Here is a 23,120-nt window from a genome sequence, read left to right on the forward strand (position 1 = left end):
GTTATTACCTCTTTGCTGTATATGTTAGCGTACTTTCCTTCAGAAGCCGGTCAAAATCACTTTCGTAAGACCTGTCCTGAAGTACTCGATATCTCTCGAATTCACTTTCTGCGAAAGCTTTCGCAATCTCTGCTGTAACCTTTCCTTTATTTTCTAATATCTCCGCATCATTAAATTTTAAAAATGCATCAAGCTTACTTGCCCAATCCGCCATTGTCATAGGGATATGCCGGCGCGCCTGCCTTGTCGCGTAATCCAGATACATCGTTACAATCTCATTGAGTTCCTCCATCTCCGGCTGAGAAAGATAGTTTTTAGCAATGGATACATCTGTTTTGACAATTTTCCCATGGGGTGCGTTCTTCCATGATGTAAGCCCCATATTTTCTTTTCTGTGATCCGCTCTTGCAACAATCACTTCGGCTGCAGTATTGCCATGGACGGCATAATGCATTTTATTCTGCACTGTCGCAAAAAAATCTCGTGTAATCTGACTATCCACCGCATAATCTACTGCTGTTGCATATATATCCGTTATCTTTTGGTAAAATCTCCGCTCACTGGCTCTGATTTCCTGTATTTCTGAAATCAAATGGTCAAAATATTCCTCATCAAAGATTTGCCCATTCTTCAACCTGTCTTTATCAAGTACATAACCCTGTCTTGCAAAAGTATCCAGCACCTTCGTTGCCCAGCTGCGAAATTGGGTTGCGCGCTGAGAATTGGTACGGTATCCAACCGCAATAATTCCAGGCAATGCGTAATGCTTGTATTGATAGGTTTTTCCATCATCTGCAGTTTGTGCAAAAATTGCACAAACTGAATCTTCCTCCAGTTCTCCGCTTTCAAAAATCGTTTTCAAGTGCTTGGTCACTACACTGCGGTCAACGTCAAAAAGCCTTGCGATGGCTTTCTGTGTCAGCCACACAGTTCCGTCCTGCACACGCACCTCAATAGAATCCTCTCCGGCGTCTTTTGTAAAAACCAGAAAATCTATGGTACTGTTGCGAATTTGTATCGTTTTTTCCGTCATCAAAAATCTCCTCTACCTCTTCTGATGTTTTTCTATGATATCCGCCAAAATTTTTAATGCCCTGCGCAAATCTTCCGGATCCGCGTAAGCGTAGGACAGGCGAATGGCATGATTTTCTCCATAGTCATACATGTTGCCGGGATTCAGCAGAATACCTGCTTTCAAAGCATCAGCAAAGACCTTGTCCATAGACACTTTGCAGTGCAGCCTGAGCCAGATGTAAAAGCCTCCTGACGGCTTGTTCCACGTGGCAATTCCTTTAAAATACTGGGAAAGCGCTGTCAGCGCATTGTCTCTGCGCGCCTTTAACTCCCGGCGCAGTGTTTCCAGATAAATATCATAATCGCCACTGGTCAGAAGTTCCGTCATCATCCACTGAGACACAGAACTGGCGCCGTAGTCGGTCTGCATTTTCACATCACCCAGGCGATACACCACCGCCTCCGGACCGACTACCCAGCCGATACGAAGCCCCGGTGCCATGGTCTTTGAAATGGTTCCCATATAAATAACCGATCCGGTTTTATCTCTTGCTTTCAGAGACTTTGGCGGGTTTTCGTCAAACCAGAGCTGTCCATAGGCATCGTCCTCCAGAATCGGCATACGCAACCCCTGGCAAAACTGCATAACCTCCCTGCGGCGTACCTCGCTCATCACCGTACCGGTTGGATTGTGAAAGCTGGGAATGGTGTAAAGCAGGCTGTCGCTGTCAGCTTCCTTCATATTCCAATACGTAATTCCTTCGTCATCCAGCGGTACGCCCGAAAGCCGCATCCCTGCCGACTGGAAAATCTGCAGAGATTTCACATAGGATGGCGCTTCCGTATAGACGCGGCTTCCTTTTTTTAACATACAGACAGAAATCAACTGCAATCCCTGCAGCGATCCGCTTGCCACCATAATGTTAGAAGGCTTCGCCTCAATGCCCTGCCGTTCTTTTAACCATGCTGACAGCGCCTGTCCAAGTTCGGGAAGTCCCAACGGTCCCAGATAGCCCAGGTTTGGAATCTTCTCCGGCATTCTTCCAAAAATCCGGCTAACCAGCTTTCCCGGATATAGCTCCGGTGCAAGCTCTCCCGTACCAATGCGAATGTAGCCTGGTTCGAATTCTTTTTTGTTAATGGTCTGAATCGTAGAGAGGTTTGCCCGAAAATGCCCGTTGCTGATATGCTTGTTCCAGTCAGGGGGCTGACTCATACGAATGGACCAAGTGTTGCTGGCAACCCTGGTGCCACCGCCGAAATCACTTTCTAAAATGCCGTAAGAAATGAGTTCTTCCATTGCACTGACCACTGTACTCCTGTTGACGCCAAAGGTCTGCGCCATATCTCTTTGGCTGGGCAGACGACTGCCGATAGGCCAGTCTCCTGCCGCTATTTTTTCACTGATATATTTAACGATCTGTCTGTAAATCGGCGTCTTATCCTGCTTATTCGGTTTCCAGTCTACCGCAATCATTTGGTTGGTTCTAAATCCTTTCACTTGGTGGGTGACAGCTGACATATTTCATGATACTATTGTACCATACCTTACAAAGGCTTGCGATAGTTTTTGCCAGAAAAACCAAGTCAAACTTGCGAAAGCTTTTTACAAGCAAAACCTTGACAACATTGACAGATTCCTGTTTTTTTGTCAATACTGTCAATGTTTTTGACCCAAAACCTTGACAACATTGACAGATTCCATGATTTTTGTCAATTTTGTCAAGATAGGTATCGGATATCGGTTGCTCAATCGGTGCCTACCCTTGATTTATTGACAAAAATCCGTAAATAAAAGAAATTTGTCAATACCGACCGCACCAGAAAACTTTTCGCGGTTACCCATAGTAGAAAAAAATAGGAGGACTTCATTTATGCCGCTTTTTTTACAAGGCTTCACCATCGGGCTGGCTTATGTAGCGCCCATCGGACTGCAAAATCTCTTCGTGATTAATACGGCTCTGACACAAAAAAAGAGCCGCGTCTATCTGACGGCTCTTATCGTTACATTTTTTGACGTGACCCTGGCTCTTGCCTGCTTTTTCGGTATCGGCGCGGTGATGAGCGCCTTTACCTGGCTGCAGATGATTGTTCTGTGCGTCGGCAGCTTAATCGTCATGTGGATCGGCATCGGTCTGCTCCGCGCCAAAGACAAAATGGACACCTCGACCAAAGTCGATGTGCCAATTCTAAAAGTCATTTCCACATCCTGCGTGGTAACCTGGTTTAATCCCCAGGCGCTCATCGACGGTACCATGCTTTTAGGCGCGTTTCGCACCACCCTTCCCAAAGAACACGTCGTCGAATTCATCCTCGGGGTTAATCTTTCCTCGTTCGTGTGGTTCTTTGGAATATCAACGATCCTATCTCTGTTCAGCGCAAAATTCAACGACAAGATACTGCGCATCATCAACATCGTTTGCGGCGCGGTCATCGTATTCTACGGCGCAAAGCTGTTCATCAATTTTGTGCAGATGATTCTGTAATTGGCGTTTAATAAGATAACCTAATGAGGCAGCACAAGGCTGCCTTTTTGTGTGCATTCTGCTGCCTCTCACCAGGATTTTAATTCTATTATTTTCATTTTTTTATATTTATATATTAAATTTACTCGTCGCTTATGATATGATACTGAAAAGCACTTTCTATTGCGATTTGATAGCAAAAATACTATCATATCATTACCAGAGATTGAGGCATAATACTATGTATCAGGTCATATTTTACGAAGATGAGAAAGGCATATCTCCACTCTGGAATCAGCTTGAAGCATTTCGTACACACCAAAATAACAAAGATTACCGTATCCAATATAAACAAATGCTGCTCTATATACAACTTCTGCAAAACAATGGCACTTATCTTCCCAACACAATCACAAAACACATTGAAGATGGCATTTGGGAATTGCGTCCCGGTATGAATCGAATTTTATACTTTTTTCACCACAACGATACTTTCGTTCTTCTGCACTCGTTTCGAAAGAAAATACAAAAAACGCCACGACGGGAAATAGAACAGGCAAAACGGGAACGAAACATATATTTGCATAGAAAGGAATTAGAATTACATGAAAACTTGGAATGACTATAAAGACTATGTACAATCACAGAATCCTAAATCGACTGACATTGAAGATACAGAAAATCTGGCTGCAATTATCAGCACGATAATCAAGCAAAGAACTACACTTGGCATGACCCAGAGAGAACTTGCTGCTCTATGCGGAATTCCTCAATCTTCAGTTGCGCGCATTGAATCATTAAAAACAACACCAAACTTAAATACACTGTTAAAAATATTACGTCCGCTCGGCTTAACTTTAACCGTATCTGCAACAAAATAAATAACAGCTATCACACTTTTCTCATCACATCGGTTTTAAATTTTGGTTCAGCCTATCCACCATCCAGGCAATGCGTTTTTCCCGTCCGGTGTCTGTCTTTGCGTCAAAATACGCGCGGGCATAAGTTTTCCGAACTGACAAGGACATAGCTTCAAAATTGGTGTGTGCTGGTTCATATCCCTGCAGCAGTGCAGAAACCTGCGCAATTTGTTCCTCTGTAATTGCTGCCGCTTTCGATGTGTCCCACATCCCGTTTTTCTTGGCTTCCTCTATCTTCTTTCTGCCAAAATCAGTCATAAGCCCTCGTTCTTCCAGGCTTTTGGTCAGCGCCTTATTTTTTTCTGACCATTTGCTCTTTTCCCTGCGCATGGAGAAATATTTCTTATATGTTTTCTCATCAATGCTTTGCATCTGACCGTCGATCCAGCCAAAGCAAAGGGCTTCTTCCAGCGCCTCCTGCGCTTTCAGTGTCTTCGGTCCGCCGGCTTTGCCAAACAAAAGCCACACACCCTCTTTTAAGGCGCAATGCTCGTAAAGCCAGGCTCTGAATGCTTCTCGATCCGCAAACTGCAAGATATCACCCATGCTGTAATCCTCCTTTGACACGATTTAAAATCATCTGCGCACAATCCTACTCTTTATATTTATTGATGCCTGTGACGCTGCCCGGCAAATCCTTTGCAATGCCGACTGGTGGGATTGAAACTTTTTGACCTTTCCAGTATTTAATCACCGACCTGACCGAAGCAATCAACAAAAGAATCACCAGCAATATGCCAAACACCATGCCGATATGATCTGCGATAAATTCTACTGTTCTCATCATCATTCCCCTTTCTAATTTTTATTACGATATCAACGTACGACCCAACTTTCATTTTTTTGGCGCCGCTACGAACGATCCTACCCTCAGTTTTTAGCCTTTTTAAAATACGCTGAACTTGCCGCTGGCATAGAACGCTGTTCCGTGTTTCTTGCTAACCCGTATGCAGTGGGAATTTTTCCAACCAATTCGCCTATTTTAATGACTAAATTCGTAAGATCTTCTGTTACTGTAAACATCGGTTCATAACGATCCATCAATATTTCCTCTACAATTACTCTTTTACTTATAGTATACGTGAAAATCGCGAAAATCACAATAGGATTTTCCCTGTAGTCGCCCATCAACTGCATATCCAAAATTTCCTGTTGCATTTTCACGATACAATTGTTATATATGTAAAGAGAACAAAACACTGCCGAAAGGAGGTGCACGGGAACCGATGGACAGTAACGTGCTGGAACAGCTTTATCAGAAGTATGCCAGAGAACTCTACCTATATATCTATTCCATTTGCAAGGACAAGGCTTTGGCGGAAGATCTGCTGCAGGAGACCTTTCTCAAAGCGATTTTAGCCTTGCCCGACGGTCACACCAATATGCGCGCCTGGCTTTATCTGGTAGCAAGAAATCTGACCTATAATGTCTTAAAAAAAGCGAAGAATTATGAACATGTGCAGAAAAACGCCGCACCGGAGCACGGCATAGATCCGCTGGAAACCCTTTTGCAGCAGGAGCAGTACAAAACCCTTTATCAAAACCTGCAGCGGCTTTCCGAGAGGGCGAGAGAAATTTTAGTCCTGCAATACTTCGGACAGCTGTCTCACAAGGAAATCGGCGCGATCCTGCAAATGAGCCCGCAGGCTGTGCGTATGGCTGCTGTACGCGCGCGAAAAGAGCTTAGAAATTATATGGAGGAAGAAAAATGAAATACCGCGAATTACTCGAATTATATAAAAAAGGTGAATTGGCGCAGCAGGAGGCGGAAAAAGTCCGCACTGATATTGAGCGGCAGGAAGCCATTACCGACTACCTTTTAGAAGACGAAGATGTTTTTGATATCAGCCTACCGGAGGATTTTTCGCAGGGAATGCAGGATACGACGCCTGCAGATTCGGCAGACTTTGCAAAGACCATCAACCGTTCCATCCGAAAAGCCTTCCAAAAGCTTGCTGTCACTGTGCTGGTACTGGCGCTGATTATGATTCTCTTTGTGCAGTTCGCGCTGCCGCAGATCGTCTCATCGTTTTATTACGATCCCGGAAAAATCATCGACGAAGGTGAATACCGAACTACCAAACAGATTGAACTGGATATGGCGGTCTACTCCAGCTTGATGCTGCCCGGCTATTACCGAGATGGCGTTAATGTAACCGACCGGGGTTACGGCAACTACGATATCAATATCTCCCAAAGTGTTTCCTATAACAGAAAGTTCTCCGATGTCTCCGGAAAAATCGAAAAAGGACGTCTGACCCTTTATAACAACAATGTACTGCGCAGGCCCCCAGGCAATATCTTCGCTTGGTATGATATCCTCTCAGAAAAAAGAAATTCCTACATCACCGATCAGCCTTTATCCGATTTTCTAGACTCATCGGATTACGGCGATGCGTCTATGAATCCTGCCGACACATATCTGGTCTTTGTCACGCTCAATCAGCAGATGCCTTATGAAGACTTCATCGCCTGGACAGAGAAAGAAGGGATTCCTGGGGTTCTCTGGTGCGCGCCGTGTACTCGGGACTACAGCTATCCGCAAAATCTGGGCTTTTATTACGATTTCATGTACGGCACAAGTATGTCATGGGATAGAGAAACTTATCCGAACCTGTTCTTTGATACAGATGAAGACGTTGACAAAGAAAACACCATGCTGTCTCATTTTACCAGTCAGCTTCGTTATCTTGCATCCAGAGAAGATTTCTGCGAAATGATGAAAATCTATCCAAAGGAATTCAATGATGCCGCTGACTACGTCGAAAAAAATGGTCTCAGAATCTATGGTTTCGTCACCATGGTTAATAAAAAGCAGGCGGAATACATTAAAAAAGCAGATCAGGTATTTCGAATCAGCGCAGAGGAACTGATTTAATCTGCAAAACGAAATCTGGCAGATTTTCGAACAGCAATCGATCTTTAAACGATTGAATGGGAACTCAAAACTGACAGCATTGCGAAGACTATGAGCTGACCCTGAAAACCTCTAAAGCGAAAACCGATTTAATTATTGAAAATTCAACAATTAAATCGGCTTTCCTTTTTAAAATATTCAACTTTTTGTCTCAATCAATGCTCTCAAATAGCCATTTTTCTGTATCAATTCATTTATTATATCGTTTTCTTCCAATCCTCATACAGTTTCGCACATTTCGCGACATGAAAAGCAGAATACAGCAGACCGCCACTATTACTAATCTGATCCTTTTCAATCTGATCCTGGTACTGCCTTAGAATATTATCATCAGAGTAATCATCAAAATGTTCTGCGAGATACTGATCAAACGCCTCCTTTTCCTGTGCTTCCTGAAAAAGGAGAAGCTGATGATAATCAGGTTCACGACTGGTCATATCCAAATTCCCACATGTAAAAATCCGCAATAGTTTTCCTTCTATGGAATCTAACAAATAGAATGAATACCAACCATATCTATGACCCGCTACAGCACAGTTGCTGGCTTTAGGAAGATATTTTCTAAACTCATCAAAGCTCCATAACTGTGTTTCGTGGAGAATTGTATTATGATACATAATATTTAATGGTGCAGTGTACATTTCCGGATTCATGTAGAATGCTGCTGACGGATGACATTCTCGCTGCATTTCTCCTGACCGAACGATTTGATACTCTGGAAAATCAATATGATAGGCATATTCCTTATTTGCCCAATCAAAAACCCACTTGTCAGTATCATCCAGCAGGCGCATCAGCCTTTCTTTCGGAGAAAGATCAATTCCAAATCGTTTTCGCCATAAGTATTCTACATCATTAAGATCGGCATTTTTATCAATTTCCGTATTGTTATCAACGACTCTCGTGTAAATATGAAACGGTCTCACAGTTTTTCCGTTCTTGTATCCATTTTCCCCCTTGACGTCAGAATCCTGATAGGGCTTTTCCAAATAATATGGGACATCATATGTATTTTTTATAATAAGAACATCAACCTTATGTTCTTCTAAAATAATCGTCCTTAATTCAATGCGAGGTCGAACACTTCCGGCATAACGAACACTTCGTAAAATATCCACAATACCTTGTTGATTTCGCCTCTTTTCATCATGCTCTACACCGATAATATTGAATGTCTCATCCTCTACACCAAAAATAATATACGCGTCCCGATTCGCCTTGGAATTTGCCATACAGGTTATATCATGGACGAGCCTTGCTTTATCGTGATGGTGTTCTCTCTTAAAATCCCACCATTCATCTTCACGGCGTGATTCTATCAGTTCTTCAATAATGGACGATAAATTTTCTTCTGTTTTTTTCACGCAATACCTTCTATTCGTTCTTTTACCAGCCTCAATTCGTTTTCTAATCTGTTAACGCGGAGTAACAGCATTTCCTTCTCGCTATCTGCCTTTAAGGCATCATTTAATCTTCTGTTTAAGTCAAGATGCCCCTCCGCAATAATTTGTATATTTCTGTTGGTTTCGTTCTCAAGGGTAAGCTGTATACTGGTAATCTTTGCATCCAGTTTTTCTAATTTCTCCATAATCAATCTAGTTTCTTCACTCATAAAATAGCCCTTTTCCTTTCAGAAAAATAAATTTGATAGCCCAACAACTACATCATTCGTTTTCCAAATTCTTAGTAATTCCAGATAATATGCTCGTTTTTCTTAACAAGAATTATAACACATATATAAGCCTTTTTCAAGGATTCTGAGAATCTGCATCACAGCAAAAATAAAAGAACAGCACAAATCCAGGACATACGATTCCTCCATCTTTGTGCTGCCAATTTTATACTACTTTCTACGTTTAATAAACTGCAATCGCTTCTATTTCTACAAGTCCGCTCTTTGGAAGTTTGGCAACTTCAAAGGCAGAGCGTGCAGGAAATGCTTCTGTAAAATATGATTCATAGACCTGGTTGAATATCGCAAAATCATCCATATTCTGCAGAAAGCAAGTCGTTTTTACCACGTTCTTTAAACTGCTTCCCGCTGCGTCTAAAACAGTTTGCAGATTTGCCAGTGCTTGTTCGCATTGCGCTTCCATGTTCCCTGCAAGATTTCCTGTCGCCGGGTCAATTCCCAATTGTCCAGAGATAAAAATCAGGGAATCCGTTTTCACCGCCTGTGCATATGGTCCGATCGCAGCCGGCGCCTTTTCTGTGACAATGATTTCTTTCATGTGAATCCTCCATCTTCTATTCTAACGTTTCCTGTAGTCGACAACTTCACCGCTCCGCTGATGGGTATGCACGCCATCCCTCATGGCAATTCTACCGTTCACCAGCACAGCATGAATGCCCGCAGGTTTGCTTCTAGGATCAATCATATCCTTATTTGCAGAAAGATTTTTAAGATCAGCAATTACAAGATCTGCCCTATATCCCTTTCTGATATAACCTCGATCTGTAAGACCCAACACTTCTGCGGCGTTCCCTGTCAGCTGCCGAACGATTTCTTCCAAAGGTCTTCCTTGTTCCTGTCTTTTTACGATATACTCTGTAATACCGCAAAAGGCAGTCGGCGTCCCATGATCCTGCGGCAGATCCGGCGCATCTCCCTCAAAATCATAGGGAAATGCTCCATTATCTGTTCCGATACACGCCTGCGGCAGATCAAAGAAACCTTCACCCACGCCAGCAAGACCAGGTGCTAAGCCCTGAACATAGCAAGTATCGATGTCTTCCTGCAAAATTTGAATCAATCCGGAAACCGAATCCATTCCTAAGCTTTCACTGACCTGCCTGATGCTTTTTCCAATCCACGCCGTACGGGTGCATCTGCTGATAATACTCTGATCATTCCATCTCGGATAGACGATATTCTCTGCGCGCCGCACCTTTTCTGCAAGCCAACTTCTGTATCCTTCACTTTTCAGCTTCTCTTGAAAAGAAGAAAGACCGCCGCAGGATTTCACATAATATTGCAGCACTTTACTCAGCTGACTGAAGTAATAGAGTGCGTACAAATCAGGAACTAACACATCCCAGCTGGCGCGCACGCCCTGCGCTTTATACGCTTCAACTTCCGCTGCTGTTTTCTGTTCCATTTCGTGCAAAGTCTTCCCTTCCGCAAGATTATATCCGCTCATAATATGGCTCACATGTACCCGTACACCAGTCTTTCTTCCAATTTCCAAAAGCTCGCGATCACGCGATGATCGGCGTGCTGTTCTCCTCTTCTTCGTCCGCCCATCTGTACATGAGCCGTCAGAATCCCATCGTAGGGTTTCAAACATGCAGCCAGCCGCAGAAGTTCCTCTTCACTGGCATCCCAACCAGGTGCATAATCGAAGCCAAAAGACAACCCAAAAGCCCCCGCTTCCATTGCCTCCTTTACCATCTGCTCCATTTCAGCAACTTCCTGTTCCGTCGCTTTTCGAGCTGTATCAAGTCCCATAACAGACTGACGAACATTCGAGTGTCCTAACAGCATCAGCATATTGATCCCTGTGCCCTGCTCTCTTAAGTAGTCGCGATATTCCGCAAAAGTTTTCCATGAAATCTCCAGACCAAAGTGCTTTTTCGTTCCTTTTTTCATCGTTTCAGTATCCACAGGCGGATACTGTCCCGGAAAGCAGGTCAGTGTTGAAAGAGGCATCTCCGCCTCCTCCCCATAGCGATCCAGGTACATCGGCATAAAGTACCGGTCAAAGGGCGCCATGCCCATGCCGCAATGTCCGCAAAAAACCGTGGTGACGCCTTGTCCAATCAGACTTTCGCAATCCGGATACAGGAACACCGTTAAATCTGCGTGAGAGTGCATATCGATAAAACCAGGGCAGACAAATTGTCCGTCTGCCTGCAGGTAAGACTGCCCTTCCAGACTGCTCGGCTCTCCGATCTCCATAATTCTGCCGCCCTGAATGGCTATATCAGCGGCAAACTGCTTTTGCCCCGTTCCATCCACAATCATGCCACCGTAAATCACCAAATCATACATCCTCGTTTCTCCTTACGCCTCTGTTCTTGTTTCTCTCTGTGCAAGTTCCGCTTTCATCTCCGGTACTCTTTTTTCATTCTTTCTGATCACAAAACCCAGCGCTAGTGAAAGTACACAGAACAATGCCGGAAACAGAGTATTACAGTACATAAACATAGAAAGTACACTGTTCGACTGGCTTTCTGCCTGTGGTACATAAGAAACTAATTCCAAAAGCGCTGACACAATTGGCGCCCCCCCAGCGCCATTCCGATTTTATAGGAGACCGAAAAACCCGACATCAGAATTGCGTCATTTTTTACGCCGGTTTTCCACTCGCCGTATACCTTAGCGTCAAAAATATTCAAGATAATCGTGGACGAAATCAGCCCTGTTCCAAAGCCTGCCAGAACCCATCCGATTACCATGACCGGCAAAGAACCATCCTGCAGCAAAAACCTGAGACCATAGCCTAAAACAGCACACGCCGCGCCGAAGATGGAAGTCCCGGAGTTTCCCAGTTTCTTCACCAAAATACCCATCACGACATAAGCCGCCGCTGCCGGAAGCATCGCCATAGACGCCCACATTGACAAAAGTCCCATGTCGCCATGATTATATTGATAGTAAAATACCGCAACGCCGCTTTCCACTGCCATCGCCAAATTGCAGGCAAAATTAATGACGATGCACAAAAGCCAGTACTTATTCTTTAAGAGCGCCGTCATGACAGCTTTCAGAGACTGTTTTTCTGTTTTACTGCCATCGGCAGGCAACCGTTCTTCACAAGGCTCATAGCCCTTTGTTCCGAAAAAAGCAACTAAATGGAAAATCGCATACAGCGCGCCATAGAAAATTCCTACATACAAAAATCCCTTGGCAAAGTCGCCGTCACCAGCAAAGGATACAAGCCGCATGGTGTACCCCTGTACAAAGAGGCCCGTCAGTACCGAAAAAATACCGCTGAACTGGTTCAGATGGGCACGTTCCACAGGATGATCCGTCAGCCTTCCGATCAATGCATTCAGCGGAATCAAAAGAGACGTCGATCCCATCGAAGCGAGTACATAAGTCAGTGTCACCCATACATACTTCACCGTCATAGACGCATCTGGCATAAAGAAATTCAGCGCCAGAATAATACCCGCCGGGACAGAAAAATATTTCAGATAAAACCTGCACTTTCCTTCTTTTGACACGGTGCTGTCTACAATGGCACCCATCATCGGGTCATTGATGATATCCCAGATTTTAGAAGCCAGAATAATAGAGGCAATAATTACGCCGTTGAGACCGCAGACCTCTGTGTAAAAATACACCATATACATAGCAGTTACATTTCCAAAGATACTTTTCGCTATGTTAGAGGAGCTATAGGTTAATTTTACTTTCAAAGGAAGATGTCTTCCCATCGTTTCTTTCGTTTCCATGATTGGTTCCTTTCCTTTTTATTTACTGATACACGCTTTGACAATCGCCTTCGCATGTACCATTGTCGAGTCGTACAGAGGAATTTCTGTTTCCTCCTGATGCATCAGTTCTCCAATTTCCGTGCACCCCATGATAACGCCGGCTGCGCCGCGCTGCATCAGTCTTTCTGCAATGGCATAAAACTCTCTGCAGGAAGCCTGTTCTATTCTCCCCTTCGCAACTTCATCAAAGATTACATGATCCATAAAATCCCGGTCTTCCTGCTCTGGAATCAACACTTCAATGCCTTTTTCCCGCATCCGCTCAGGGTAAAATCCCATTTCCGTCGTTTCCTTGACACCCATCAGACCGACTTTTGAAATTCCCTGCGCCGATAAATAATCTGCCATGCTGTCTACGATATGTAAAAGCGGCACATGCAGTTCCTGCTCTACATAAGGCGCAAAAGCGTGCAGCCCGTTGCTGCAAATAGTTACAAAATCCGCACCGGCGCGCTCTGCAGCCTTTGCCGCCTCGGCCACAATATGCCCCTTCTTTTGAAAGATTGGCTCATTCAGAATATCCTGCAGATTGACATTGATCAACGCCATCTTCGCGCAACTGGAATCTCCCTGTTCTTTCTGCACAAGTTCATTGATATACCGATAAAGATCCAATGTGGAATACCAGGTTGTTCCGCCAACAATTCCCACTGTTTTCATTGCAGTCCTCCTTCTTATTATGCATTCAAATATACGCTGCAGGCAATGCATGCTTCATGCAAGTCGCTTTTCAGCATAAATTCATAGGTCGAATGGGCGCCCAGCACACAAATCGCCGCATCCAGGGTTTCCATCCCCATATTTGCAAAATCCACCGCAACTGTACTGAATCCACCAAAATTCTCTTTGCCTGCAAAGGGCTGCCAAACGACGCCATGGTCGTTGAACAATTTTTTTATAATACTGAAAAATTCTGCACTGGCTTCACTGGTTCGTATTTTCCCATACCTGCTAGCATATTTCATCAGCTGCAGACCGTGTCCCAGAAGTGATCCGTTATACTTCTCATGGCTTTCCGGATAATTGGGATCAAAACCGCAAACTGCTTCCAAAGAAAGCAGACTGCTATTCAGCTGAATCTGATTCAGTACAATGCCGTCTCCTGCGCATCCGCTTTTTTCCGCCAGAAGGCGAAGAAAATAATCGGTCACTCTCGACTGCGATCCCGACCGTCCACAAAATCCGATTTCCTCTTTATCACAGAAAACAGCGATCGCCGTGCGCTTCGGCTCTACGCAGGAAAAGATCCCTTCCATCGCCGCAAATACAGCGGCTTTATCATCAAAGCCATAACCGCAAAGCGCGCTTCGGTCAAACCCTGCGTCTCTGGTTCTCCCTGCCGGCACAATTTCCAGATCTGCCCCAATCAAGTCTTCTTCTGTAACGCCATACTTTTCATACAGATACCTTAATACCGTGTGTTTCACCGTCTCTTCCGCACTCTCTGCACGAGAAGCTGCAAAGAGATTCATTCTCTCCTGATCGTAAGCTGCACCCTGCTTTCTCTCGTTTTGCTCCTGCGAGTAGTGAAGAGAAGCGTCTGTGATAAACAGTACGCTGTCTTCTTCGTCTTGTCCTTCCGCAATTTCAACCATACTGCCATCTATCCGCATGACGGTTCCGAACATGGCAAGGGGCGTACTGGTCCACTTTTCCAGCTTAGCAGAACCATAAAGACTGGTTTTCAGATAAGCGAAACCACCTTCTTCGTACAGCGGCATAATTTTTAGATCCAGTCTGGGACTGTCTGTATGAGATACAACCAGCGCCGCGCCTTCTGTCAGCGCTTTGCACCCTGCTACCGCAAGATAAAGCAGCTTTCCGTTGTCGTTATAATACACTCGATCGCCAGGTTTTACATCCTGCATATGTAATAGATTCCGAAATCCCTTTTCCTCTGCACGTCGTACCAGCTCTTTGACACAAAGCCGCTCCGTCTTTGACGCATCGTTAAAGGACTTAAATGCTTCTGCCGTCTCTCTGATCTGCCGCTTCTTATCTGCAGAAGCCACATTCCATATGTTTTTGCGTGTATAACTCAAATCCATCTGGCATTCCTTTCTCTGCACCTCGCCCAAGATAACGGATGCAGTATCACTATCACTAATTTATTTTTCTGTATCATTCTACAGAAAGGAGCTCCGTATACGTTTATTTTACGTTTTCTCTTGCTATTTGTAAATTCCGACTTTATAATGATTCTATAAGTTATACTAATGATGAAAGGATCTTTCTTATGGATATCCGTGATCTGCAATATTTTCTGAAACTGGCAGAAGAAAAGAGTTTTACAAAAAGCGCCGAAGCATTTTATATCAGCCAGTCGGCGCTATCGCAAAAAATTTCAAAGCTGGAAAAGGAGCTGGGGCTAAAACTGTTCAGCCGCTCTAACAGGACAGTCACGCTAACCGATGCAGGCTTTGCCTTCTTTTCTCACGCCGAAGAAGTCATGCATGCATGGGAGCGGCTCCACACTGCCATGCGCACCTATAAAGATGATATGCCCGCAAATATTTCCGTCGGGCTGTTTATGCAATCAGGTTATACGCAAATTCCATCTCTGATCATGGATTTTCTCTCAGTTCACCACGATTTTCAGGTCAACATCTCCACTGCAGGCGAAACACAGCTTCTATCCGGGCTGCAGGACGGCACTTACCATTTCGCGTTTCTGCGCTGTGAAAAAAGTGATATTCCCCCATCACTTTGCAAAATTCCATTGTTAGAAGAAGAACTGGGTGTCCTGGTACACAAAGACGACCCCCTCGCAGACAAGCAGTCTGTCGAGCGGGCCGACATCGTAAACTATCATTTAATTTGCGAAAAATTCGGTCTGACGAATTCCTATGAATCCTTAAAAGCAGGCTTCGCCGCCCGCAATCTAACCCTGCCCACACCCTTTGCCTATACCGATAATGTACAAATGCAGGCGCTGCTCATTTCTTCGGCAGGCTATGTTTCTTTTACCACACGTGAAAGCGGACTCAAGATGCAGGAAAAATTCGCTCATCTACGCTATCTGCCGCAACAGACCTACCAACCGATTACCCTGTATCTGCTATATCCGGAAAACAATCAAAAACTTGCTGGCCATCCCTTCTGCACCTACATAAAAAAGTGTTTTCCGAAAGTGCGACCTTAAATACCGAAAGAATTTACTACAACAATAAACCAACCCTTTCTCCTTCTCCACTTTCTTCAAACATCATGCTCGACACTTCTGCCAATTCTATGACGGCAATCGTCTTTGGGTTCATTTTTATTCTCTGTTTTCTTCTCCCCAAAGGCACAGCGCGTCAAGTACAGCCATCAAAGACTTTCCCCGGTCGCTTAGCCGATACTCTACTTTCGGCGGAATCTGCGGATACTCCGTTCGGATAATCAACCTGTCGCGCTCCAGTTCTTTGAGATTGCTGCTGAGGGTCTTGTCCGATATATGTTTCAGATATCGTTTTAGTTCATTGAACCTGACCACCTCAAATTCCATCAGGCAATAAAGAATTACCATCTTGTGCTTGCCAGAAATCAGTGACAGCGTATAACTGAATCCCGTATCCTCAAAATTTGCTTTTTCGATATAATTTTTGATCATTTTATACTTTCCTTTTTAATAGTACCTTTCATAAAAATCAGTACTTGTATTTTTTTAATTTACTCCTATAATTATATCTACAGGCGCTAGCCTCGTCAATTCCATATTAGAAATGAGGGTACAATCATGAGAAAAAAATTGAATATCACAGAGGGTATTTTCCCAATGCCAGTCTTAATGGTAGCTACTTATAACGCGGATGGCAGTGTCAATGTCATGAATGCTGCCTGGGGCACCATGCAGGAACGCGGCCATGTAGCGCTGGTTCTGTCAGAAGGACATAAAACCGTAAAAAATATCAAAGAGAAAGATGCTTTTACCGTAAGCATCGCTGATGCTGCACATGTTGTAGAAGCAGATTATTTTGGCGTTGTCTCCGGCAATCAGGTTTCAAACAAATTTGAAAACAGCGGTCTTACCGCAAGCAAAGCAGAAACCGTAGACGCGCCAGTGATCAACGAATTCCCACTCTGTCTGGAATGTGAATTTGTTGAATATCAGAACAACGAATACGGCTGCGGCGTGATCGGCAAAGTCGTAAATGTCACGGCAGACGAAAAGGTTCTGGTTGACGGCAAACTAGATATGTCTCTGGTCAACGCCATCGCCTTTGATCCTTATACCCACGGCTATTACAAGGTCACTGAAAGAGTCGGCGAAGCGTTTAAAGATGGACTCGCACTTAAACAATAAGAACCTACTTAAATAGGGTTGTCTGCATGAACAGAAAACCATTATTAGTACGCAGCTCCATCTTGATTCATGAAAAAAGTAGGTGGAGAAAGTATTTTCCAGTAATCGTTTCGTCTTCGCAGGCTGTCCCTGAAATTATTAAAGTTTTGCAGATCAACCTTATTCAGGGGCAACTGCACAACTTCATATCGAATCAACACTAGGAAGTTGTGCAAAGTAATTCTTATTTACGGTTATCTGCACAACTTCGTCATCCCAGAAAGCCTAAAAGTTGTGCAAATCAAGCTGATTCTGCGTGAGCTGCACAACTTCAATCCAGTCTACAAATTTAACATGAAAAAAGGTGGCTGTGCCCTAACAGTTATTTTCCGTTCATACGCGCAGCCCCTGGCATATTTCAATTCATTTACGTTCCAGCTTACCGAGCTCCGCCGCCCAATATCCCCAGCCTTCCGTAATCAGCTTGCGCCCCGCGAACATCGCGGCAAGAGACGGATCCAGCGCCGGTGCGATTTCCACCACATCAAAGCCAATAATAGGAAGACTTCTGAACAGCTTTTCCAGCAAGGTCAGCGCCATGCGGGAAGTCAGTCCTCCAAACTGAGGCGTACCGGTACCCGCCGCATAAGCGGGGTCCAGGGCGTCGATATCAAAAGTTAGATACACCTGCTTAAACTTTTTCATTTTTTCTATGCAGTCTGCCGCAACTGCCTCGATACCTTCGCGGTAGCAGTCGTATGCCGTCTTCACCTGCACATTGCCTTCTTTGTACAACTCAAATTCGTCCGGTTCAATGGATCGAATCCCGATAAAGTACAGATTTTCCAGCGATTTCACATGTTCCAGCTCCAGCGCTCGCCGTTCCGTACTGCCATGGGAAAGGGGATCACCCTCCAGCGCTTCGCACAAATCCATATGGGCGTCAATATGAATAATGCCGAATTCATCATTGACTGCATCATTGATGCCCCGCTCCACCGGAATGGTCACCGAGTGATCGCCGCCGACCATAGTAAAACGAACACCTTTGCGTACCAATTCCGCCACATAGCTTTGCACTTCCGCAAAAATTGCTTCTCGGTCGCTGCCTTCAAAGTCTCCGCCGTCGACCACCTGCAGGGTGTCGAACCATTCCAGTCGTTCCGTACATGGCGTAGAATGCAGGGTATTGGCGCGCAGCATCTGCGGCGCTTCTGCTGCGCCGCCTCTATAACTGACGCCGCCGTCATAGGGAATTCCGAAAACCACCACGTCAGCCTGATCTTCTTTGAGTTCCAGGCGGTTCAGCCCGCACCAAGCACCTTTTCCCTTTGCAAATTCATTTTTTACTTGCATGTTATTCACTCCCTTTCTGCTTTGACCCTGCCAGGGCTCTCTCTATACCAATTACACCTTCTTCTTTCATCAGTCTGTCCGGATTCAGTGGCAACAGTTCTTCCACTACAAACAATCCGTCCTTTCGAATCAACCTATCGTCGAACCAAATCTCTCCGCCGCCGTATTCTGGTCTTTGAATCAAAACCAAATCCCAGTGCACCGCAGAGCGATTTCCGTTATCCGCGTCTTCATACGCCATGCCCGGCGTCAGGTGGATACTGCCGCAGATTTTTTCATCAAAGAGAATATCTTTCATCGGTTCAAGAACGAAAGGGTTTACCCCGATGGCGAACTCTCCGAAGTACCGCGCGCCCTCATCGGCATCAAGGAGCGCATTGATGCGCGCCGTATCGTTTGCCGTCGCATGGACAATCCGCCCTTTCTCAATTTCAAAGCGCACATTTTCATAGACAAAACCCTGCATCTCACTGGCGGCGTTATAGGTAATCACGCCGTTTACCGTCTCCCGCACCGGCGCTGTGTAAACCTCGCCGTCGGGAATGTTCATCTTTCCATCGCATTTGACTGCAGGAATGCCCGCGATAGAAAAGGACAAATCCGTGCCCGGTCCGATCATCCGCACGCTTTCCGTCCGATTCATGAGTTCCACCAGCGCATCCATCGCCAGGCTCATCCGCCAGTAGTCCATATTGCAGACCTGAAAATAAAAATCTTCAAAGGCTGTCAGGCTCTTTCCTGCAAGCTGCGCCATGGACGGCGTCGGATAGCGAAGAATTACCCACTTTGTCTCATTGACACGCTGGTCCAGCACCGGCTGCAGCATTTTATCATAAAGTTGCAACTGCTCCGTAGGCACATCAGAAAGCTCCGCAATATTGTCGCCGCCACGAATACTGATATAAGCGTCCATTTCTTTCATACGGGCAAGTTCCACCTCGCACTGCAGCGCCAGCTGTTCCTCCTTTGCGCCCAGCAAAATCTCCCGCAGCACTCTGCCCGCTTTTTCTTCCACAAAAGGCACTGCGCCCAGCCGGTACGCATCTCGAATCACCTGCTGCACCAGCGGCAGGGTTTCTTTCCCTTCATATTCAATCAGGACTTTTTCTCCCGCCTGCAGGCTGCACGCATATTCCGTAAGCTGCCGGGATAGTTTCTCAATTCTTGCATCCATTTCAATACGCTCCTTTCCGAAGCACTCTGCCCGCGCCGCCGCCGGCAAAACGCCCCTTTTCCACAGCCATCTGCCCGTTGACCAGCACATAGTCGATGCCCAGCGGGTCCTGCAGCGGATTTGCATCCTCATCAAAACTGTGCAGTTTGCCTCGGTCTAAAATCACCAGATCCGCAAAGTTTCCCTCACGAATCACGCCTCTGCCCTTTATCGCAAAGCGCTCCGCCACAAAGCCGCTGGCTTTTCGCACCGCTTCTGCAAAAGCGCGGTCATCCCCCGCGCCGTATCTATTCAGATACCTTGGAATATAACTGATATTCATGCTGTTTGGGTACAGCGGCATTTCTGCATCCCCGGTCAGATTGGTTTCCTTCGCATAGCTGCTGCCGTCAGAGCACGGCATCGCGCACGCGTCCATGCACAGAAGATCCACTGCTTCCCCGAAATCCGGCGCAACCAGATCCGCCGCCATATTTGGATCTTCCGCAAACAAGTGCATCATGGCGTCTGCCATTTCCAGTCCCATTTCTTCCGCAATATCCGGGATTCCGCGCCCTTGATATGCCGGATTCTTATGTTTTAAAATGCTGAACTCCGGCAGCCAGCAGGTTTCCCCACAAGCATCCAGCGCCGGAAGCTGTCCATCGGCAATCATAGCATGCACTGTTTCCCGAAAAGCCGGCTCTTTCAGCATCTCCGCGAGGCGCGCTCTAGTGCCAGCCAGTTTCACAAGGGGTTTGATATAGTACCCAAAGGACACCTGGGTAAAATCTGCACAGGCAGGGTCCGGTATCACATCATAGGTCAGATTCAGCCCGTCCCCACGCATCTTGGCAAAATAATCCAGCGTTTTCTGGGCTGCCTGCACTGCCTGTGCAGGGTTTTCCGCCATGCCCATGACGTGAACATGAGAAACATGAACTTTCAGCGGCAGACCATCTGCCTGCCTGAACATTTCCGCGTAGCCACCCATGCGGTCAGCAACGCCGCTTCCGTCATAGTTATAAGTATGGCTTGCAAAAATGCCGTCATACGCTGAAACCCTGCGAAGAAGTCTTGTGATTTCCTTATCCTCCGCAAAAGGTCCCGGCAGATAAATCGGATCTCTGCCTGTGGACATTCCAAAGACGCCCGCTTCCATAGCAAGCTGCACTTCCTGCTCCATGGCACAGATTTCTTCTTCCGTTGCCGCCCTTTGGCAGTCGACGCCCATCACCGCAGTCCTGATGGCGCTGTGACCTGCAAGAGGCGCCATATTGCAGCCCAGCGGCAGCTTGCCACACTTTTCCGCAAACTCAGAAAAGGTCTTCCAGTCCAGATCGACGCCCAGCCTCTCTTTCAGCGCCCTGGCACCTTTTTCCTTTTCAAAGATGAGCGGATTCATATCCTCATCAGCCGCGCCGGCTTCCTCCAGAAATGCCAGATCCCGTTCCGCATAGTACAGGGTTTCTTTCCCCTGGGGCGCGACACTATAGCCGCAGTTTCCCGTAACCACTGTGGTCACACCCTGTTTCAGATAGGGTTCCATTTCCGGCGCGGAAAGCACCGACAGATCCACATGGGTATGAGGATCGATAAATCCCGGCGTCACCACTTTACCTGCTGCGTCGATAACTTTTTTGGCAGCAGGCGTATTTCTATCACCTGCCGCCTGGTGGTTTCCAATATATGTAATCTGATCTCCCGTGATGCCGATGTCTGCCATGTAGAAAGGCTTTCCCGTACCGTCACAGACCAGTCCGTTTTCAATCAGTACATCAAACATAGCGTCCCCCTTTGCTTATGCCGCAAGCGACATAATTACCATAATCACACACACTACCGCATCGCCGATGACAAGGCCGGTCGCCGCATTGTCCATCTTCTCCGCCAGTGCGTCGCCTTTGGTTTTTTCGATAATCCAGCGAATGATTCCGCCCAAAGCAATGCCCATGATGGTCTTCGGCGCCAAATACAACGCCAGGGCAATTCCGCCCGCAGGAAGTCCTGCAAAGCTGAGCAGTGTACCAAATCCCGCACCCATAACAAAACGCATCGGGTTAAACAAACTGGTTGCACCGCCTTCCGAAATACCCGAAATAACGGAATAATACATGTTGCCAAAGGGGAAAGTAAACAGTTCGCCGTCCAGACCGAAGACCTTGATAATTCCCGCAAAAAGGAAGGTTCCTGCCAGACAGCCGAAGAAAACGCCGATCAACTGCGCCCTGATCTGCTTCTTCGGAGAAGCCTTTACCATCTGACCGATTTTTAAATCGTACATGGTATCCTGCGCCAGAATGAACATGTTGAAGTTCATAAAAGCAATCAGCATAGAGAATACTGCATTTTTGGTCAATAAATAAGCGATCACAATCATGGTGATGTTCAGCGCGAGTCCTGCGCTTAAGCCCGATTCTGCATATACGCGAACTGCAATCATCGCAAAGAGCAGACTGATGACAATGCAAATGAGCAGATGTATGATACTAATTCCGTAGTAAAGATTACAAAACGCAGTCAGTGCAACTGTCGCTGCAAGCAGAATCAGCAAGACGGATTTCATCGAATAATCCCGATCGGTTTCCTGTGCGGCACCCTTTTTGAAATTAAAAGCGCCCGCAAACGTTCGCCACTGTCTGCAAATCGGAATCAAAGCCGCAAAGAGCGCTGTTCCTACTGCAATCGGCAGGTTGAAATCCTGAATGCCGGCAAAATAGTCTTCCGCCGGATTGGCAAACCAGCCCTGACTGGTTCCGATAGGTCCTTCTACCAGACACACCAGCAGATTTGCTGCCAGCATGCAGAGGGCAATCTTCGCGCCCAGTACGTAACCCATACCCAGGGTCATCGGCATAATCAGCATTTCCAAACTCATTCCTTTGACAGGCAGCCAGGAAGTAAAGCTGACCATCCAGGGGATATAGTCCATATTCTGCAGAAAAGAAACAATCAGTCCTACGACCACTGCACCGGCCAAAATCTTTGTAGAGGATTTATCCTCCGTGTCAATTTGTTCCATGGCAGTGGTGCACATGACCGCGCCCGGAAACGGCAGGTTTTCATCGTATACAAACTGATCCCGCAGAATGGATACGAAACAGATCCCCATCACGTCCGCAAGCAGCAGTATCGCAAAGGTCGGCAGAATGCGCAGTTCCTCTCCCATCATAAGCAAAGGCACTACGTTGCCCGTCAGCGAATAGGCTGCAAAAGTTGTCGCTGTCGCGCAAGTCTGCATCATGTTAACTTCTCTCTTGTTTGTCGGTCCGCCGAACAGTGGAATTAAAATCACACCGATCATGGATGCAACGACTGCCACATCCGTGTCAAGTCCCAGCACCGCATCTAAATACATCATTAATGCCATCAGCATCAATCCAATTAAAATACCGAAGAAAATCGCTCGGAAGCTGAACTCTCGTCCACTGCCTGCAAGACTCGGCGTTTGCATGTCTTTTTTCATGACAATCCTCCAAATTGTTTTATTATAGGATTCAAATTCTATTATAGTGAGTCGGCTCACTATTTTTATACACCCATTCCTATGGCGGTGTCAACTGTTTTTTTACTTTCATCGATAAAAACA

26 protein-coding genes are annotated in these 23,120 nt (G+C 45.9%); 7 read left to right on the forward strand and 19 right to left on the reverse strand.

All coding sequences use genetic code 11. From position 1 onward, the window contains the following. Positions 1 to 4: 4 nt before the first annotated feature. The gene (locus ACPW7J_RS10720; RefSeq protein WP_161875210.1) at positions 5 to 1,033 is read right to left on the reverse strand and encodes a virulence RhuM family protein; all 1,029 of its coding nucleotides are present in this window, start codon (positions 1,031 to 1,033) and stop codon (positions 5 to 7) included. A gap of 12 nt (positions 1,034 to 1,045) precedes the next feature. Continuing rightward, a complete protein-coding gene (locus ACPW7J_RS10725; protein WP_425755224.1) occupies positions 1,046 to 2,515 on the reverse strand; it encodes a PLP-dependent aminotransferase family protein in 1,470 nt (489 codons plus the stop codon). Between the two features lie 373 nt (positions 2,516 to 2,888). On the opposite strand from ACPW7J_RS10725, the gene ACPW7J_RS10730 reads away from it, so the two are divergent. The 3 genes from ACPW7J_RS10730 (at position 2,889) to ACPW7J_RS10740 (ending at position 4,360) form a co-directional block, all read left to right on the forward strand. Beyond that, positions 2,889 to 3,500 (forward strand): LysE/ArgO family amino acid transporter, encoded by a 612-nt coding sequence (locus ACPW7J_RS10730; RefSeq protein ID WP_425755225.1) that lies wholly within the window; start codon positions 2,889 to 2,891, stop codon positions 3,498 to 3,500. Positions 3,501 to 3,720: 220 nt separating this feature from the next. Continuing rightward, positions 3,721 to 4,101: a type II toxin-antitoxin system RelE/ParE family toxin gene (locus ACPW7J_RS10735; protein ID WP_425755226.1), complete on the forward strand. Its 381-nt coding sequence runs from the start codon at positions 3,721 to 3,723 to the stop codon at positions 4,099 to 4,101. Then, positions 4,085 to 4,360: a helix-turn-helix domain-containing protein gene (locus ACPW7J_RS10740; RefSeq protein ID WP_161875213.1), complete on the forward strand. Its 276-nt coding sequence runs from the start codon at positions 4,085 to 4,087 to the stop codon at positions 4,358 to 4,360. The genes ACPW7J_RS10735 and ACPW7J_RS10740 overlap by 17 nt, the downstream gene beginning before the upstream one ends. A gap of 24 nt (positions 4,361 to 4,384) precedes the next feature. Here ACPW7J_RS10740 and ACPW7J_RS10745 read toward each other — a convergent pair whose 3' ends face one another. From ACPW7J_RS10745 to ACPW7J_RS10755, 3 genes are all read right to left on the reverse strand, one after another. Beyond that, positions 4,385 to 4,945, reverse strand: coding sequence for a YdeI/OmpD-associated family protein (locus tag ACPW7J_RS10745; RefSeq protein WP_425755227.1), 561 nt, complete (start codon positions 4,943 to 4,945; stop codon positions 4,385 to 4,387). A 46-nt stretch (positions 4,946 to 4,991) separates the two neighbouring features. Further along, positions 4,992 to 5,189, reverse strand: coding sequence for a hypothetical protein (locus ACPW7J_RS10750; RefSeq protein ID WP_425755228.1), 198 nt, complete (start codon positions 5,187 to 5,189; stop codon positions 4,992 to 4,994). 80 nt (positions 5,190 to 5,269) lie between these two features. Continuing rightward, positions 5,270 to 5,536 carry a hypothetical protein gene (locus ACPW7J_RS10755; RefSeq protein ID WP_425755229.1) on the reverse strand — a complete coding sequence of 89 codons (267 nt, stop codon included), beginning with the start codon at positions 5,534 to 5,536 and terminating at the stop codon, positions 5,270 to 5,272. A gap of 89 nt (positions 5,537 to 5,625) precedes the next feature. On the opposite strand from ACPW7J_RS10755, the gene ACPW7J_RS10760 reads away from it, so the two are divergent. Both ACPW7J_RS10760 and ACPW7J_RS10765 read left to right on the forward strand, forming a co-directional pair. Next, positions 5,626 to 6,111, forward strand: coding sequence for an RNA polymerase sigma factor (locus ACPW7J_RS10760; protein WP_161875219.1), 486 nt, complete (start codon positions 5,626 to 5,628; stop codon positions 6,109 to 6,111). Continuing rightward, positions 6,108 to 7,277 (forward strand): anti sigma factor C-terminal domain-containing protein, encoded by a 1,170-nt coding sequence (locus ACPW7J_RS10765; protein ID WP_161875220.1) that lies wholly within the window; start codon positions 6,108 to 6,110, stop codon positions 7,275 to 7,277. The genes ACPW7J_RS10760 and ACPW7J_RS10765 overlap by 4 nt, the downstream gene beginning before the upstream one ends. A gap of 236 nt (positions 7,278 to 7,513) precedes the next feature. On the opposite strand, the gene ACPW7J_RS10770 is transcribed toward ACPW7J_RS10765, so the two are convergent. The 9 genes from ACPW7J_RS10770 to ACPW7J_RS10810 all read right to left on the reverse strand — a co-directional run bounded on the left by ACPW7J_RS10770 (position 7,514) and on the right by ACPW7J_RS10810 (position 14,806). Then, positions 7,514 to 8,680, reverse strand: coding sequence for an ATP-binding protein (locus ACPW7J_RS10770; protein ID WP_425755230.1), 1,167 nt, complete (start codon positions 8,678 to 8,680; stop codon positions 7,514 to 7,516). After that, positions 8,677 to 8,928: a hypothetical protein gene (locus ACPW7J_RS10775; RefSeq protein WP_425755231.1), complete on the reverse strand. Its 252-nt coding sequence runs from the start codon at positions 8,926 to 8,928 to the stop codon at positions 8,677 to 8,679. Before ACPW7J_RS10775 ends, ACPW7J_RS10770 begins: the two co-directional genes overlap by 4 nt. 244 nt (positions 8,929 to 9,172) lie before the next feature. Continuing rightward, positions 9,173 to 9,547, reverse strand: a complete 375-nt coding sequence (locus ACPW7J_RS10780; RefSeq protein WP_425755232.1) for a RidA family protein — start codon at positions 9,545 to 9,547, stop codon at positions 9,173 to 9,175. A 21-nt stretch (positions 9,548 to 9,568) separates the two neighbouring features. After that, positions 9,569 to 10,414 (reverse strand): amidohydrolase family protein, encoded by an 846-nt coding sequence (locus tag ACPW7J_RS10785; protein WP_425755233.1) that lies wholly within the window; start codon positions 10,412 to 10,414, stop codon positions 9,569 to 9,571. A gap of 50 nt (positions 10,415 to 10,464) precedes the next feature. Continuing rightward, positions 10,465 to 11,307, reverse strand: a complete 843-nt coding sequence (locus ACPW7J_RS10790) for an amidohydrolase family protein (protein WP_425755234.1) — start codon at positions 11,305 to 11,307, stop codon at positions 10,465 to 10,467. A gap of 12 nt (positions 11,308 to 11,319) precedes the next feature. Beyond that, positions 11,320 to 11,532 (reverse strand): hypothetical protein, encoded by a 213-nt coding sequence (locus ACPW7J_RS10795; RefSeq protein WP_425755235.1) that lies wholly within the window; start codon positions 11,530 to 11,532, stop codon positions 11,320 to 11,322. Continuing rightward, positions 11,511 to 12,716 carry an MFS transporter gene (locus ACPW7J_RS10800; protein WP_425755236.1) on the reverse strand — a complete coding sequence of 402 codons (1,206 nt, stop codon included), beginning with the start codon at positions 12,714 to 12,716 and terminating at the stop codon, positions 11,511 to 11,513. The genes ACPW7J_RS10795 and ACPW7J_RS10800 overlap by 22 nt, the downstream gene beginning before the upstream one ends. Positions 12,717 to 12,734: 18 nt before the next feature. Continuing rightward, on the reverse strand, positions 12,735 to 13,418 hold the full coding sequence (locus tag ACPW7J_RS10805; RefSeq protein WP_425755237.1) for an aspartate/glutamate racemase family protein: 684 nt from the start codon (positions 13,416 to 13,418) through the stop codon (positions 12,735 to 12,737). A gap of 17 nt (positions 13,419 to 13,435) precedes the next feature. Next, entirely contained in the window at positions 13,436 to 14,806 is a 1,371-nt protein-coding gene (locus tag ACPW7J_RS10810) for a hypothetical protein (protein WP_425755238.1), read from the reverse strand. Positions 14,807 to 14,994: 188 nt separating this feature from the next. Between ACPW7J_RS10810 and ACPW7J_RS10815 the strand changes: the two genes are divergently transcribed. Further along, a complete protein-coding gene (locus ACPW7J_RS10815) occupies positions 14,995 to 15,900 on the forward strand; it encodes a LysR family transcriptional regulator (RefSeq protein ID WP_425755239.1) in 906 nt (301 codons plus the stop codon). Positions 15,901 to 16,017: 117 nt separating this feature from the next. On the opposite strand, the gene ACPW7J_RS10820 is transcribed toward ACPW7J_RS10815, so the two are convergent. Further along, positions 16,018 to 16,350 carry a winged helix-turn-helix transcriptional regulator gene (locus ACPW7J_RS10820; RefSeq protein ID WP_425755240.1) on the reverse strand — a complete coding sequence of 111 codons (333 nt, stop codon included), beginning with the start codon at positions 16,348 to 16,350 and terminating at the stop codon, positions 16,018 to 16,020. A gap of 126 nt (positions 16,351 to 16,476) precedes the next feature. Here ACPW7J_RS10820 and ACPW7J_RS10825 point away from each other — a divergent pair, with 126 nt between their 5' ends. Next, positions 16,477 to 17,043, forward strand: a complete 567-nt coding sequence (locus ACPW7J_RS10825; protein ID WP_161875222.1) for a flavin reductase — start codon at positions 16,477 to 16,479, stop codon at positions 17,041 to 17,043. Between the two features lie 402 nt (positions 17,044 to 17,445). Here ACPW7J_RS10825 and speB read toward each other — a convergent pair whose 3' ends face one another. Genes speB through ACPW7J_RS10845 form a run of 4 tightly spaced genes read right to left on the reverse strand, consistent with a single transcriptional unit; the run spans position 17,446 to position 22,997 of the window. Then, the gene (gene speB / locus ACPW7J_RS10830; protein ID WP_425755241.1) at positions 17,446 to 18,378 is read right to left on the reverse strand and encodes an agmatinase; all 933 of its coding nucleotides are present in this window, start codon (positions 18,376 to 18,378) and stop codon (positions 17,446 to 17,448) included. Position 18,379: 1 nt separating this feature from the next. Beyond that, positions 18,380 to 19,552: an aminopeptidase gene (locus tag ACPW7J_RS10835; RefSeq protein WP_425755242.1), complete on the reverse strand. Its 1,173-nt coding sequence runs from the start codon at positions 19,550 to 19,552 to the stop codon at positions 18,380 to 18,382. A gap of 1 nt (position 19,553) precedes the next feature. Continuing rightward, positions 19,554 to 21,317 (reverse strand): N-acyl-D-amino-acid deacylase family protein, encoded by a 1,764-nt coding sequence (locus ACPW7J_RS10840; protein ID WP_425755243.1) that lies wholly within the window; start codon positions 21,315 to 21,317, stop codon positions 19,554 to 19,556. 15 nt (positions 21,318 to 21,332) lie between these two features. Beyond that, positions 21,333 to 22,997 (reverse strand): OPT/YSL family transporter, encoded by a 1,665-nt coding sequence (locus tag ACPW7J_RS10845; protein WP_425755244.1) that lies wholly within the window; start codon positions 22,995 to 22,997, stop codon positions 21,333 to 21,335. Positions 22,998 to 23,120: the final 123 nt, after the last annotated feature.

It is taken from the genome of Ihubacter sp. rT4E-8 (assembly GCF_049852125.1).
In the GTDB taxonomy this organism is placed as follows: Bacteria; Bacillota; Clostridia; order Peptostreptococcales; family Anaerovoracaceae; genus Senimuribacter.

What these genes read in the sequence shown, in the direction of transcription:
- ACPW7J_RS10720 (WP_161875210.1), bottom strand. Translation starts at nt 1,033, where the DNA reads ATGACGGAAAAAACGATACAAATTCGCAACAGTACCATAGATTTTCTG.
- ACPW7J_RS10730 (WP_425755225.1), top strand. Translation starts at nt 2,889, where the DNA reads ATGCCGCTTTTTTTACAAGGCTTCACCATCGGGCTGGCTTATGTAGCG.
- ACPW7J_RS10735 (WP_425755226.1), top strand. Translation starts at nt 3,721, where the DNA reads ATGTATCAGGTCATATTTTACGAAGATGAGAAAGGCATATCTCCACTC.
- ACPW7J_RS10740 (WP_161875213.1), top strand. Translation starts at nt 4,085, where the DNA reads ATGAAAACTTGGAATGACTATAAAGACTATGTACAATCACAGAATCCT.
- ACPW7J_RS10745 (WP_425755227.1), bottom strand. Translation starts at nt 4,945, where the DNA reads ATGGGTGATATCTTGCAGTTTGCGGATCGAGAAGCATTCAGAGCCTGG.
- ACPW7J_RS10750 (WP_425755228.1), bottom strand. Translation starts at nt 5,189, where the DNA reads ATGATGATGAGAACAGTAGAATTTATCGCAGATCATATCGGCATGGTG.
- ACPW7J_RS10755 (WP_425755229.1), bottom strand. Translation starts at nt 5,536, where the DNA reads ATGCAGTTGATGGGCGACTACAGGGAAAATCCTATTGTGATTTTCGCG.
- ACPW7J_RS10760 (WP_161875219.1), top strand. Translation starts at nt 5,626, where the DNA reads ATGGACAGTAACGTGCTGGAACAGCTTTATCAGAAGTATGCCAGAGAA.
- ACPW7J_RS10765 (WP_161875220.1), top strand. Translation starts at nt 6,108, where the DNA reads ATGAAATACCGCGAATTACTCGAATTATATAAAAAAGGTGAATTGGCG.
- ACPW7J_RS10775 (WP_425755231.1), bottom strand. Translation starts at nt 8,928, where the DNA reads ATGAGTGAAGAAACTAGATTGATTATGGAGAAATTAGAAAAACTGGAT.
- ACPW7J_RS10780 (WP_425755232.1), bottom strand. Translation starts at nt 9,547, where the DNA reads ATGAAAGAAATCATTGTCACAGAAAAGGCGCCGGCTGCGATCGGACCA.
- ACPW7J_RS10785 (WP_425755233.1), bottom strand. Translation starts at nt 10,414, where the DNA reads ATGGAACAGAAAACAGCAGCGGAAGTTGAAGCGTATAAAGCGCAGGGC.
- ACPW7J_RS10790 (WP_425755234.1), bottom strand. Translation starts at nt 11,307, where the DNA reads ATGTATGATTTGGTGATTTACGGTGGCATGATTGTGGATGGAACGGGG.
- ACPW7J_RS10800 (WP_425755236.1), bottom strand. Translation starts at nt 12,716, where the DNA reads ATGGAAACGAAAGAAACGATGGGAAGACATCTTCCTTTGAAAGTAAAA.
- ACPW7J_RS10805 (WP_425755237.1), bottom strand. Translation starts at nt 13,418, where the DNA reads ATGAAAACAGTGGGAATTGTTGGCGGAACAACCTGGTATTCCACATTG.
- ACPW7J_RS10810 (WP_425755238.1), bottom strand. Translation starts at nt 14,806, where the DNA reads ATGGATTTGAGTTATACACGCAAAAACATATGGAATGTGGCTTCTGCA.
- ACPW7J_RS10815 (WP_425755239.1), top strand. Translation starts at nt 14,995, where the DNA reads ATGGATATCCGTGATCTGCAATATTTTCTGAAACTGGCAGAAGAAAAG.
- ACPW7J_RS10820 (WP_425755240.1), bottom strand. Translation starts at nt 16,350, where the DNA reads ATGATCAAAAATTATATCGAAAAAGCAAATTTTGAGGATACGGGATTC.
- ACPW7J_RS10825 (WP_161875222.1), top strand. Translation starts at nt 16,477, where the DNA reads ATGAGAAAAAAATTGAATATCACAGAGGGTATTTTCCCAATGCCAGTC.
- speB (WP_425755241.1), bottom strand. Translation starts at nt 18,378, where the DNA reads ATGCAAGTAAAAAATGAATTTGCAAAGGGAAAAGGTGCTTGGTGCGGG.
- ACPW7J_RS10835 (WP_425755242.1), bottom strand. Translation starts at nt 19,552, where the DNA reads ATGGATGCAAGAATTGAGAAACTATCCCGGCAGCTTACGGAATATGCG.
- ACPW7J_RS10840 (WP_425755243.1), bottom strand. Translation starts at nt 21,317, where the DNA reads ATGTTTGATGTACTGATTGAAAACGGACTGGTCTGTGACGGTACGGGA.
- ACPW7J_RS10845 (WP_425755244.1), bottom strand. Translation starts at nt 22,997, where the DNA reads ATGAAAAAAGACATGCAAACGCCGAGTCTTGCAGGCAGTGGACGAGAG.